Origin of the sequence: Streptococcus pseudopneumoniae (assembly GCF_038148955.1) — a bacterium.
In the GTDB taxonomy this organism is placed as follows: Bacteria; Bacillota; Bacilli; order Lactobacillales; family Streptococcaceae; genus Streptococcus; species Streptococcus pseudopneumoniae_T.
In genome coordinates, this window is the sequence record NZ_JBBJZY010000009.1 from 62,672 (window position 1) to 75,591 (window position 12,920).

Here is a 12,920-nt window from a genome sequence, read left to right on the forward strand (position 1 = left end):
AGAAAAGACCCTACCAGAACCAAGAAGAGTCTGGCAAGGTCTTTTTTCTGAATCCAGTCACTATACTTAACTGAAAAGCATGACTAGAAATTTTATTGAATGTGCTTAGCTAAATCTTCCTGAGCTTTTTTATTCGACTCAGCTTTTTCTTTTAGCCATTTTTCATAAAGTTCTTGGTACTGTTTCGCAGTTACCGGCTCTTTTTGTAGTTCAACATATTTGTAATTATCAGCATCTCCCTTATGACCAACGAAAGAGAAAGCTCCTGTAAACGGTACAGTCTTACGGAAGATTGGGTTGGCACCACCACTTTGAACTGGCAAGAACAAGGAACTGTCAGTTAACCAAGCTTGGACTTCAGCAAATTTTTCATAACGAGCCTGAGTATTTGCAACTTCCTTATCTGCTTCATCTAGTAACTTCTTATAAGCAGAAAGTCCAATTTTTTCTTTTACTTCATTATCTTTTCCAGCAGTCAACCCAATATTGTTAAGCTGTGAACCTGACTCTGGATCCAAGAGATCAAGATAAGTTTTCGGATCCGAGTAATCTCCGCTCCAACCTGAAATATCAATGTCATAGTCCTTTTGTTCAGCTGTATCTGCAAAGAATGTAGCTTGGTCCTTCTCATCTGGAGAAAGTTGAATGACGTCAATCACAAGGTTGTCCGCCCCAAGGGTTTCTTCCACTGTCTGCTTAAAGGAACTTGCTTGTTGTACATCTAACTTGGCCGTCTGGTCAACCGGCATATCCAAATGAATTGGGAAGGTTACTCCCTGAGCTTGCAAGCTTTCTTTGGCCTTAGCAAATGCTGCCTTGGCTTTTTCAGGATTCAAAAAGGCAGGTTGCGCATCATTCAAATTGATATTCGACCACTCTGTACCATAGTTAATAATCTTTTCATTGACAACATCTCCAAAGTTTTTACCACCGATTTGGACAAAATCACTTGGGATAAGCGTGTTACGCAAGATACGGTCTGCTCCATCTTCACCATTTGTCTGCGCTGCATAAGCATGACGGTCAAAGGCAAAGTTGACAGCCTGACGGAAATCCTTATTTTGCATGGCCGCAAGTGAATCTGTCTTTTCCTTATCAGACTGTTTCATGGTCTGCTTGTAGCTTTGACGATTAACGTTAAAAAGATAATAGAAAGTAATTGAGTTTTGTGGTGTGTAGGTGATTTTGTCCTCATTCCCTTTTTTCAACTGATTAAACACTGAACTTGTCGGGAAGATACGACCGTCCGAGTAGTTCCCTTCCAAAAATCCTCTCGCCAAACTATCTTGGTCAGAACCGTCAAAGAAAGAGAGCTTCACTTTCTCAATTTTCACATTATCCTTATCCCAGTAATTAGGGTTTTTATCAAATTCAATCAAAGATTTTGATGAGAAAGATTTAAACAAGTAAGGACCATTTGACAAGATACTGGATGGTGTTACACTTCCAAAGTCATCTCCCTTAGATTTCAAAAAAGCTTCATTTACAGGACTCAAAATGCCCCCAGTAGTCTTAGAATTCCAGTAAGATTCCGGCTTATTCAAAGTATATTGAAGAGTATAGTCATCCACTGCCTTAACACCAACAGTTTCAAAGTCAGATGTTTCCCCCTCAACGTAGTCTGCGAGGCCCTTGATAGAGTCTTGAACCAAGTACAAGTTTTCAGCCTTTTTATCAGCTGCATACTTGAGACCTGTCACAAAGTCATGAGCCGTTACATCCGCATACTCTTCGCCCTCTGAAGTGTACCATTTCGCCCCCTGACGGATTTTATAAGTGTAGGTCAAACCATCTTTTGACACCGTCCATGACTCAGCCATAGATGGAATGAGATTACCATACTTATCATTTTCTAACAAGCCATCAATCAAGTTGGTCGTAATACTTGAAGTAGAGCCACGCGTTGACGTAATGTAGTCCAAGGTATCAGGATTACTAGTAAATACATAAGAGTAGGTTTTCTCAGCATTACTAGATTGGGAAGATCCACACGCTGCTAAAGCTAGACCTGCTGTCAAAGCCATAGCTCCAAAAAGCATAACTTTTGATTTCTTCATGATTATTCTCCATTTTTACAGTATGTGAAATATTATACACCATTTGAGGGAAAATATAAAGTCTTTTGAACTTTTTTACAAAAATAAAAATCAGTAGACTCGAGTTCCTACTGATTTTTGTTATGGTTCGTTTGGATTATGCAGCCAAAACTTTGCGTCCTTTACGACGACGAGCTGCCAATACGCGACGACCGTTTTTAGTTGACATACGGTTACGGAATCCGTGTTTGCGCGCACGACGAAGTTTACTTGGTTGATAAGTACGTTTCACGATGAATACCTCCTCATAGATTTTGTATTCGTTTAGCCGGCTATAAAGTGATCAGTTACTAAACATACTTTACTATTCTATCTGATTCTTTCACTTTTGTCAATAGCTCAAGGCAAATGTTTACTGCTTTTTGGCGCTTTTTCTGATGTAAGCCCTATCTACGATACTGTTTCAAGAAACGAGTCATCTTTTCTTGGATTTGGGCTAACTCATCAACACGAGGAAGGTAAACGATACGGAAGTGGTCTGGTTCCTTCCAGTTAAAACCACGACCATGAACCAAGAGAACCTTTTCCTGCTTCAAGAAATCAAGAACAAACTGCTCATCATCATCAATACGGTACATATTGCGGTCGATTTTAGGGAAGATATAGAGCCCAGCCTTTGGTTTTACGGCAGAGAGACCTGGAATCTCTTTAATGGCATTATAAATGAAATTTCTTTGCTCGTAAATTCGTCCACCAGGAAGGAGCAATTCATCGACTGACTGGTGACCGCCCAAGGAAGTTTGTACGACTTGCTGGGCCAAAACGTTAGAGCAAAGACGCATATTGGACAGCATATTGAGCCCTTCGATATAGCCTTTAACATGAGTCTTAGGTCCAGACAAGACCATCCAACCCACACGGAAACCAGCAATACGGTGGGATTTTGATAGACCATTCATGCTGACACAGAAAACATCTGGTGCCAGGCTCGCCACAGGCGTATGCACATGTCCATCCATTACCATGCGGTCATAGATTTCGTCCGCAAAGATAATCAAATCGTTCTGACGGGCAATTTCAATAATCTCCAGCAAGAGTTCCTTAGGATAAAGGGCTCCAGTTGGGTTGTTTGGATTGATAAGGACGATTGCCTTGGTATTGGAAGTGATTTTTGACTTGATATCGTCAATATCTGGATACCATTCTGCACCTTCATCACAGATATAATGAACGGCATTTCCCCCAGCTAGACTGACAGCAGCTGTCCAGAGAGGATAGTCTGGCATAGGTACTAAGACCTCGTCTCCATTATCCAAAAGCCCCTGCATGGACATAACAATTAGTTCACTGACACCATTTCCAAGGTAAATATCATCAATATCGACATTGGGGAATTTCTTCAACTGGCAATACTGCATGATGGCCTTACGGGCTGAGAAAATCCCTTTTGAGTCAGAATACCCTTCACTATCACGCGCATTCATAATCAAGTCATGAATGACCTCGTCTGGCGCTGTAAAGCCAAATTCTGCTGGATTTCCTGTATTCAGACGTAAAATCTTTTCTCCGTTTGCTCGCATTCGCATGGCTTCTTCCAAAACAGGACCACGGATATCATAAGCAACATGCTCTAACTTACTAGACTTGTTATATTCTTTCATCTTGTTTCCTCAATTCATCGAGATAGTAACATTATACCACTAGAAAGAGAATGCGACAAGTTTACTGAAATGTGTTACTAAAATCCTACAGAAGAAAAACCTCGCTAAAAGCGAGGTCGAAACAATGGTTATAGCAGGTTTTTCCTAAAAACATCACATACCAAAAGATAAACCTAGAAAAAGCAAGCCTAAAAAGGAGTCATAGAGAAGATTAAACATGAGGAAAAGCCCCCATATCATCAAGTAATCCCAACGCCCACTTCGTTTTGCAACCAGGAATAAGATTAGATGGTAGAGTACATGAAAGACTAAAAATCCGATAAACCCTGGATAAAGAAACGGTACCAGACTCTCTAATTGCCAGATCATGACAACTTCTACTAAGATTGAAACTAGGATGATTCCATAATAAAGGAAATTTGATTTTTGAAAAGAGTTTTTCATCATTCTCCCTCCCTTCACTTCTTTCCTGCTATCCTTTCTTTTATTTTATCATATATTTATATAGATTTTAAGCGCTAACATTCTTTTGAAAAATACTTTTTTTACTTTACTTCTATAGTGAAAAGGTTTACAATGATAGTAAGAAAATTTCAGGAGGTTTCATTATGGCACAACGTTACCAAAATATCATGGTCGCAATCGATGGTTCTAAGGAAGCAGACTTGGCTTTTATCAAGGGAGTTCATTCTGCTCTACGAAACGACGCTAAACTCACCATCGCACATGTCATTGACACACGCGCTCTCCAAAGCGTATCCACCTTTGATGCTGAAGTTTACGAACAACTCCAAGTCGACGCTGAAAGTCTGATGAAAGAGTACGAAAAACGTGCTAAAGATGCTGGTGTGGCAGATATTCACATCGTCATTGAAATGGGAAATCCAAAAACCCTCTTGGCACGTACTATTCCCGATGCTGAGGAAGTGGACCTCATCCTCGTTGGCGCAACTGGTCTCAACGCCTTTGAACGTCTCTTGGTCGGATCTTCATCTGAATACATCCTCCGCCATGCTAAGGTCGATTTGCTGGTTGTGAGAGAACAAGAAAAAACCTTATAATTACAAAGAAAAGGAGCTCAGCGCTCCTTTTTGTTTACTATTTATACTAATTCAAACCACATCAACGTCGCCTTGCCGTAGGTATGGTTACTGACTTCGTCAGTTCTATCCACAACCTCAAAACAGTGTTTTGAGCAACCTGCGGCTAGTTTCCTAGTTTGCTCTTTGATTTTCATTGAGTATTATTTCTCTCTTTATGGCGTTCATAAGCCTTGAGCTGGCGCTGAAGTTCCTTTTTAATAGCAGGTTCTGGAGCATATTTTTCTTCCCAATCATCTGGCTTTAGGATTTTGTGGGTCACTGGATCAAAATGAGCCTTGCCATCTGGGAAAATTTTCCCCATATTGGCCTGATGGACAATATCAAAAATACGCTCTGGATCCACCCCCATCAAAACAAAACTACCGTAGGTGAAATAAAGCGTGTCTATCAAGGCATCCACTTGCCCCACCAAATCTTGCTGAGCAGGTGTCTTCTTGGCTACTTTATCCGCTGCCTTATCAAGGGCCTGATGAAGTTGCGATAGTGCTTGACCAAAATCCTCTTCAGAAGGACTAGCAGCTCGAACAAACTCCACCAATTCTTCTATTTTAAAGCCAGCCCTATGGGTTGCACCTTCTAAATCCCAAGCCCGAGGTTCTTCTTGGGTCCGTTCATCCATCATGCGGTGGAAGGTCTTGACCTTATTGAAATGATAGTCACGACTGACAAAGACTTTTTCCGAAGCCAAAACACCAAAATGTTCTAGGGCCTTATGGATTCCGTCTTGCTGATTGCTAGTGGTAATGTGTTTGGCAACTTCCTTAACACTGCTACTACCATTTCCCATAGCAACCGACATACCGACACCCGCCAGCATTTCCAGGTCGTTATCTGAGTCACCAAAGGCCATGACTTGGTTGAGGTCAAAGCCATATTCTTTCCCGACTCGGCGAATGCCTTCCAATTTGGAGTTTCCTTGATTGATGACATCCGCAGCAAAAGGATTGCTACGTGTCAATTTCAAGTCTTCAAAATCAGCTGCCGCCTTCTCAGATTCTTCTGGTGTCATCAGCATCAAAACTTGGTAGATAGGCTGATTCATCAGATGAAGCAGATCTTCTTCCTTTTGGGGAACAACCTTGCTGACCATACGATTAAAGGAATGACTCACTGTCCGAGTTAAAACTGAGGGAACGAAGCGACTGATTCGTTGGGAAAAAGAACCCAAACCAAAAGACATGATTTTAGAACCCAGCATAGCATCCTTGGTCCCTAGGGCAATCTCTTTACCCTCTTTTTTAGCATAAGTAATGAGATGGCGTAAGTGTAACTTGGAAATAGGGCTCGTGAACAAGACTCTGTCTTTAGTAAAGATATACTGGCCATTGTAGGTTACCGCAAAATCCAGATCCAAATCGTCCATCAATTCCTTAACAAAAAAAGGTCCTCGCCCTGTCGCTACGCCGACAAGCACCCCTTGTTCTTTGACAATCTTAATCGCGTCCTTAGTGGATTTCAAAACACTCTTGCGATCGTTGACCAAGGTTCCATCGATATCAAAAAAAACCGCTTTGACTTCCATACTATCCCAATCTCCCCTTTTGTGATACAATGATTATACCACATTTCAGAAAGAGTGAGTAAATCATGCCTAAGAAAATCCTTGTTTTACATACGGGTGGGACTATTTCCATGCAGGCCGATGCTTCTGGCGCTGTTGTGACCAGTTCAGATAATCCCATGAACCATGTGTCCAATCCACTTGAAGGAATACAAGTCCACGCCTTGGACTTTTTTAACCTGCCAAGCCCCCATATCAAACCCAAGCATATGCTGGCCCTCTACCAAAAAATTAAAGAGGAAGCAGATAACTACGATGGAGTGGTGATCACACACGGAACCGACACTTTGGAAGAAACAGCCTATTTCCTTGACACCATGGAAGTCCCCCATATGCCTATCGTTCTAACAGGAGCCATGCGTAGCTCCAATGAACTCGGTAGTGATGGTGTTTATAACTATCTGAGTGCTTTGCGGGTGGCTAGCGATGACAAGGCTGCGGACAAAGGAGTTTTAGTTGTTATGAACGATGAAATCCACGCTGCCAAGTATGTTACCAAAACACATACGACCAACGTCAGCACCTTCCAGACTCCAACACACGGGCCACTTGGTCTGATTATGAAACAGGAAATACTCTACTTTAAAACAGCTGAACCTCGTGTTCGCTTTGATCTTGATCACATACAAGGCTTAGTCCCTATCATCTCAGCTTATGCTGGTATGACAGATGAGCTGATTGATATGCTGGATTTGGAACAATTGGACGGTTTGATTATCCAAGCCTTCGGTGCTGGTAATATTCCCAAAGAAACGGCTCAAAAATTAGAAAGTCTTCTGCAAAAAGGAATCCCAGTCGCCCTGGTTTCACGATGCTTTAACGGTATTGCAGAACCTGTTTATGCCTACCAAGGTGGGGGCGTGCAGTTGCAAAAATCTGGTGTCTTCTTTGTTAAAGAGCTCAACGCCCAAAAAGCCCGTTTGAAACTCCTCATTGCCCTCAATGCCGGACTAAAAGGGCAGGCTTTGAAAGACTATATGGAAGGGTAAGACTCTTCTCTAGAAAGTAAAATCAGGAAATCTTCTCGATTCCCTGATTTTTTCTATTTACGTTTTCGTGTTGAGCGACGTTCTGTCAAACCATGAGGTAAGAGAACTTCACGTTCTTCCAACTCTTCCTTGTGCATAATCTTGGTCAACATACGCATACTAATGGCACCAAGGTCATAAAGAGGTTGGGCAATCGTTGTCAAGTTTGGACGTGTAAAGCGTGAGATTTGTGAATCATCACTAGTAATGATTTCAAAATCTTCTGGTACTGACACACCCTTATCAGCCAAACCGTTCAAGACTCCTGCTGCCAACTCATCACCTGTCACAACTGCTGCAGTTGCGTTTGATGAAATCAAACGCTCTGCCAAGGCGTAACCATCATCATAGCTATACTTAGATTCAAATACCAAACCCTCACTATAAGCGATTTCTGCTTTTTTCAAGGCTTCCTTGTAGCCAACTAAACGAACCTTACCATTGATGTCATCCACTAGCGGACCGCTAACGAAAGCAATACGCTCATTTTCTTTAGCAAGGTAACTCACTGCATCAATCGTTGCTTGCTTATAGTCAATATTGACACTTGGCAACTGGTGCTCAACATCGACAGTTCCTGCGAGAACAATCGGAGTACGTGAACGCGAAAATTCTGAGCGAATTTTATCTGTCAAGTGATAACCCATAAAGATAATGCCATCTACCTGCTTTGAAAAGAGGGTATTGACAACAGAAACTTCTTTCTCGTTATCTTCATCGCTATTAGCTAGGACAATATTGTACTTGTACATTTCGGCAATATCATCAATCCCCTTAGCCAAACTCGAAAAATAACCATTGGTAATATTTGGAATCACGACACCGACAGTGGTTGTCTTTTTACTTGCAAGACCACGCGCAACTGCATTTGGACGATAATCCAAACGATCAATTACCTCTAGCACTTTTTTACGGGTATTCTCTTTTACATTTTTATTGCCATTGACCACACGGCTGACCGTCGCCATGGAAACACCTGCTTCACGAGCGACATCATAAATGGTTACTGTATCATCTGCATTCATTCCTTTTCCTGCCCTTTCTATCCCACACATTCTTTTACAAGTAGAGGCACCGATTGAAGCTCTGTATCTACTTACAAAAGTGAAGATGTGAAAATTTCGTTTTCATGTTTCTACTTATTCCATTCTATCACTAATTGTAAACACTTTCAAGTGTTTTTTGAAGATTGATTGAAAAAATTTCATAGAAAGCCTAGGTTTAGCTCCTTGCTACCACCTTAGACGAAACAAAAAGGAGGAAACCAAGCTCCCTCAAGTTACAAATTGTTCCATTCAATCCCATCAATTTTAGCACATGATGGTTTTCGAGTTAAGATAGTATCACAACCAACCAGATTCTTTCGCGATATTAGCTGCCTCTGTTCGATTACCTGCATCTAGTTTTGAAAGAATATTGGTGACATAATTTCGGACGGTTCCGTTTGATAAATAAAGTTGATCTGCAATTTCTTGGTTAGACAAGCCTTGAGCAATTCCCTTTAAAACAGCAATCTCTTGTTCTGTTAATGGATTGGGATGCGTCATCACCACTTCCATCAATTCAGGCGAATACTCCTTGCCTCCTTCGAGGACAGTATGCAAAGTTTGCATGAGGTCTGCAATGCTTCTTTCTTTCAAGACATAAGCATCCACTCCAGCCTTGACCGCACGTTCAAAATACCCAGGACGTTTGAAGGTCGTCACCACAACCACCTTTGTTTCAAGCTTTTCTGCTCGTATCCACTCCAAGACTTCAAGACCTGTCTTCACAGGCATCTCTACATCAAGGATGGCGATATCTACAGACTCTTTTTCTAAGAGTTGGATTGCTTCTTGCCCATTCTTGGCTTGAAAGACAGACTCTACATCCGGTTGAAGCGTGAGCAACTGGCACATGGCATCTCGCAACATACTTTGATCTTCTGCGACTAATACTTTCATCTACTTTCTCTCCTTATAAGGTAGTCGAACTTGCACTTCCGTTGGATGTTTCTGACTGATTACACTTACTTCTCCTGAAAATGGAAAAACACGATCTCGGACTGTATGGAGCTCATCTCCTTTTAGAAAAGCAAAGCCGCAGCCATCATCACTTACTGTTAAAATGAGTTCCTTCTCTGTCCGTTCTAATTTTAAGTAAGCTTTAGACGCTTGGGCATGTTTGATGATATTGGTTACTAACTCAAGCAAAATCATGGAAGCCGTTGACTCCAATTCCTGAGTTAAGCTAGCTGTATCTAGTTGATTAGCTATTTCCACCTCAATTCCAGCAATTTCTAACATCTTTTTCACAGTCTCTAGTTCGGATGTCAAAGTTCTAGACTTAAGATTTTCCACAATGGTTCGCACTTCACGCATTGATTCTTTACTAATTTGCTGTATTTCTCTTAATTCCTTTTCCACCTGTGGATAAGCCTGCATTTGAAATAACTGCAAGGCTAGATCAGTTTTAACACTAAGCATAGCAAAGGTATGTCCCAAGCTATCATGCAAATCTTGACCGATACGACTGCGTTCATTTTCAGCAAGCAATAGATTTATCTGGGCATTTTGCTTAGCCTGTGCTTCTTTCAAATCCTCCACAATTCGAATCCGAACCGAGCCCAAAGTCATCAAATCGACAAAAGTAAGAATTACAATCAGATAGACTAGAAACTCAACTTCGATTCTCTGAAAAATCAACAGTTGGCCCACAACAAGGACTTGAGCAAGGAGAAATGTCCATACATGTAAAGACTTTAAACTACGTACGCCAAAATGATAAATTAAGAGATTGGAAAGAAAAAAGAAAAACCAGATATAATTCACAGCAACAAAGGCGGTATTCCCAGCTACATAGACCAGCATGATCCCCCAGAAAAGCCATGATATGCGCTGGTTCTTAGTTATTAAAACACCCAAATACGTCACTACAAATAGAATATCAACCAATAAATGCCAAGCAGGAAGCTCCCCAATCACTACAGGTAGGATGGGAAAAAGCATAAAAATCAAACTTGCCCAAAACATATAGTGTATGCTTTTCAGTCTTTCAAGCATTAAGCATTCTCCTTATGACCTTGAAGGTAAATAGTCAAACCAAATAAAACTGCTGAAAAAACAAGTAAATAAACTGTGGCTGATAGATTGATGCCACCCTCGTTTAAGAAGGTCTTGAGCAACTCCATCAACTGATAGGTCGGGAGACACTTACCGATCGCTTGCATCCAGTCTGGAAATAAAGAGATAGGCATCCAGAGTCCGCCTAAAACAGCCAATCCTAGATAAAGAAGATTGCCCACGACAGACATCAGCTGACTAGTTGGTAAGAGAGTCAAGGTCAAGCCAATCGCTACAAAAGCAATACTTCCCAAAATCAGCAAAATCGCAGCCCCAACCCAGCTTCCTAGAGGCATCTCTACACCTCTTACAAAATGCCCAACTGAGAAAACCACCAAGATTGAAACCAAATAATCAACCAGCATACTTGTTATCTTTGATAGATAATATTCTACCATATTTACAGGGCTATGACGTAATGTTTTCTGCCAGTTGTTGATCTTATCGGTATGTAAGACAGCTGGTAATGAAAAGATAGCTGTCGACATCATGGAAAAAGCCGTCATGGAGATAAGATAATCACGCATAAAATTCGCGGGTCCACCTGGTGTTTCCTGGTACATGCCTGAAAAGAATAAATAGAAGGCTGTCGGCATCCCTACGGATAATAGATAATAGACTAATTGCCGTTTGGTCAATAGAAATTCTATCTTGTTTAGTGCGATCCATCGTTTCATCTTAGTCATCTCCCTTCTGTGTTTCTTCAAAGATTGTATCTAGCAAACTACGGTTATTAACTTCGATTTCTTGTATGCTACATCCTGCTTGAACTAACAGTTCCCAGAAAGCATCTGCTTCTCGTGTGACTACTTGCAGAGCATCTTGTTTTTGTACCCATCTTTCAACCAAGTTAGACTGCTCAACGACTTCCTTGTAAGCTAGAGGAAGGATAAAATGCTTTTCAATCTCCTCACTACGCATAGCTAGAGGCGTCGTATCACGAATCAACTCTCCCTTATTTAAAACCAAAATCCGGTCAGCTGTATGCTCTACCTCTTCAATATAATGAGACGAATAGAGAATGGTGACTCCTTGCGTTTTTAGGTCCCGAACAATTTCCCAAAAACGTTGACGGGTAGAGGTATCCATGGCAGCAGTTGGCTCATCTAAAAAGACAAGCTTTGGTCGCCCAATTAAGGTCAAGACAAAAGATAAAAGACGCTTTTGCCCACCTGACAATTTTTCTGCAAATTGCTCTTTCTGTTGCTGATCAAACTGCAATAGTTGATCGATTTCCTGGTTACTCAAGTGATTTGGATAAATTTTTTGAAAGAAATCAATCAACTCTTTTATCTTTAGTTTCTGAACGATGACATTCTCTTGAGGGAGGTAGGATCTTGTATAGTCTAACTTAGAACTCGTCACTGGCAATCCTTGGATAGATACTTGTCCACTGGTGACCAGTTTATCTCCAAGCAAACAGTCCAAGAGTGTGGTCTTTCCTGCTCCGTTTGGCCCAATCATGGCAACACATTCACCTTCAGCTATCTCAAAGGAAATATCCTTCAAAATAGCCTTACCCTTGATGTTTTTATGTAAGCCTTGTACCTTAATCATGTTCATAATATTCTCCTTTCAGCCACTCCTTTCCCATCGGAAAGACGATAAAAATCATAAATCCTAATCCCCAGACACCACGGATGAATTGGTGAAGGAAGGCTTGATCAAACCAACCTGTAAACATTTCTACCAACCATACCACTAGTGATAGTCCAATAAAAAGATAGAGAAACGCTTTTTTCATTTTTCAAACTCCTTTTTCACATCTGAGACTAATTTCAAACCTTCTCGGATAAGCCAGGACATCATTCCAAAGCCAGCAAAGACCTCCCAAGGAAAATGATAGAAATCCTCATCCAATCCCGAAAACATGAGATAGGTCATAACTCCTGCTGCTACTAAACTCACTGCGATAATCATTTTATTTCTCATCTCTTCTTCCTCCATTTCATACTACAATTATAGTCTTTTGAAATCAGAGGAGATAGAAGTTTCTGTCACTAGAAAATATGACAAATGTCATAAAAAATTCTGTTCAAAACAAGCAAGATACACTATACAATAAAACACAATTAGAAAAATCTAAGGCAACTTCCTCAAAAGAAATATCAAACCCAATTCACACCATAATGTAAGCTAATACTTATTTAAAATCAAAAAGAGTAGAAATTTTTATTAGACAAACACATATATTATAGTCAGGACAAAAAAACTCTTCAATTACTTTCTTAAAAGTTTGTAAGAATTATACAATCTGTTAAATTTTAATTTATGTACCTAAACTACAGTATTCATTGAACAAATCAGGAAACAAAAAAATATACGCAATCAAAATGAATTACTGAAAATCAAAAAAGAGAGAAGCAAACTGATTCTCTCTTAATGTATATAATATCTAGTTTTAAAAATAGACACTCACATATCTCTGTA

15 protein-coding genes are annotated in these 12,920 nt (G+C 40.5%); 2 read left to right on the top strand and 13 right to left on the bottom strand.

The window, feature by feature from the left end:
* Positions 1-92: 92 nt before the first annotated feature.
* From WKI23_RS04665 to WKI23_RS04680, 4 genes are all read right to left on the bottom strand, one after another.
* Positions 93-2,057 carry a peptide ABC transporter substrate-binding protein gene (locus WKI23_RS04665; RefSeq protein ID WP_368079106.1) on the bottom strand — a complete coding sequence of 655 codons (1,965 nt, stop codon included), beginning with the start codon at positions 2,055-2,057 and terminating at the stop codon, positions 93-95.
* Positions 2,058-2,193: 136 nt separating this feature from the next.
* Positions 2,194-2,328, bottom strand: a complete 135-nt coding sequence (gene rpmH, locus WKI23_RS04670) for a 50S ribosomal protein L34 (RefSeq protein ID WP_000831905.1) — start codon at positions 2,326-2,328, stop codon at positions 2,194-2,196.
* Between the two features lie 154 nt (positions 2,329-2,482).
* A complete protein-coding gene (locus WKI23_RS04675; RefSeq protein ID WP_368079107.1) occupies positions 2,483-3,697 on the bottom strand; it encodes a pyridoxal phosphate-dependent aminotransferase in 1,215 nt (404 codons plus the stop codon).
* A gap of 153 nt (positions 3,698-3,850) precedes the next feature.
* On the bottom strand, positions 3,851-4,144 hold the full coding sequence (locus WKI23_RS04680) for a hypothetical protein (RefSeq protein ID WP_368079108.1): 294 nt from the start codon (positions 4,142-4,144) through the stop codon (positions 3,851-3,853).
* A 161-nt stretch (positions 4,145-4,305) separates the two neighbouring features.
* On the opposite strand from WKI23_RS04680, the gene WKI23_RS04685 reads away from it, so the two are divergent.
* A complete protein-coding gene (locus WKI23_RS04685) occupies positions 4,306-4,758 on the top strand; it encodes a universal stress protein (RefSeq protein ID WP_368079109.1) in 453 nt (150 codons plus the stop codon).
* 41 nt (positions 4,759-4,799) lie between these two features.
* Here WKI23_RS04685 and WKI23_RS04690 read toward each other — a convergent pair whose 3' ends face one another.
* Entirely contained in the window at positions 4,800-4,934 is a 135-nt protein-coding gene (locus tag WKI23_RS04690; RefSeq protein ID WP_368079110.1) for a hypothetical protein, read from the bottom strand.
* The gene (locus WKI23_RS04695; RefSeq protein WP_368079111.1) at positions 4,931-6,322 is read right to left on the bottom strand and encodes a Cof-type HAD-IIB family hydrolase; all 1,392 of its coding nucleotides are present in this window, start codon (positions 6,320-6,322) and stop codon (positions 4,931-4,933) included. The genes WKI23_RS04690 and WKI23_RS04695 overlap by 4 nt, the downstream gene beginning before the upstream one ends.
* A gap of 65 nt (positions 6,323-6,387) precedes the next feature.
* Between WKI23_RS04695 and WKI23_RS04700 the strand changes: the two genes are divergently transcribed.
* Positions 6,388-7,350 (top strand): asparaginase, encoded by a 963-nt coding sequence (locus WKI23_RS04700; RefSeq protein WP_368079112.1) that lies wholly within the window; start codon positions 6,388-6,390, stop codon positions 7,348-7,350.
* 53 nt (positions 7,351-7,403) lie between these two features.
* Here the strand turns inward: WKI23_RS04700 and ccpA are convergent, their stop codons facing one another.
* The 7 genes from ccpA to WKI23_RS04735 form a co-directional block, all read right to left on the bottom strand.
* A complete protein-coding gene (gene ccpA, locus WKI23_RS04705) occupies positions 7,404-8,414 on the bottom strand; it encodes a catabolite control protein A (RefSeq protein WP_175880650.1) in 1,011 nt (336 codons plus the stop codon).
* A 318-nt stretch (positions 8,415-8,732) separates the two neighbouring features.
* Positions 8,733-9,332, bottom strand: coding sequence for a response regulator transcription factor (locus WKI23_RS04710; protein ID WP_164226908.1), 600 nt, complete (start codon positions 9,330-9,332; stop codon positions 8,733-8,735).
* Positions 9,333-10,430: a sensor histidine kinase gene (locus WKI23_RS04715; protein ID WP_368079113.1), complete on the bottom strand. Its 1,098-nt coding sequence runs from the start codon at positions 10,428-10,430 to the stop codon at positions 9,333-9,335.
* The gene (locus WKI23_RS04720) at positions 10,430-11,167 is read right to left on the bottom strand and encodes an ABC transporter permease (protein WP_368079114.1); all 738 of its coding nucleotides are present in this window, start codon (positions 11,165-11,167) and stop codon (positions 10,430-10,432) included. Before WKI23_RS04720 ends, WKI23_RS04715 begins: the two co-directional genes overlap by 1 nt.
* 1 nt (position 11,168) lies before the next feature.
* Positions 11,169-12,053, bottom strand: coding sequence for an ABC transporter ATP-binding protein (locus WKI23_RS04725; protein WP_368079115.1), 885 nt, complete (start codon positions 12,051-12,053; stop codon positions 11,169-11,171).
* Positions 12,040-12,234: a hypothetical protein gene (locus tag WKI23_RS04730; protein ID WP_368079116.1), complete on the bottom strand. Its 195-nt coding sequence runs from the start codon at positions 12,232-12,234 to the stop codon at positions 12,040-12,042. The genes WKI23_RS04725 and WKI23_RS04730 overlap by 14 nt, the downstream gene beginning before the upstream one ends.
* Complete coding sequence (locus tag WKI23_RS04735) at positions 12,231-12,437, bottom strand: hypothetical protein (protein WP_368079117.1); 207 nt, start codon at positions 12,435-12,437, stop codon at positions 12,231-12,233. Before WKI23_RS04735 ends, WKI23_RS04730 begins: the two co-directional genes overlap by 4 nt.
* Positions 12,438-12,920 lie beyond the last annotated feature (483 nt).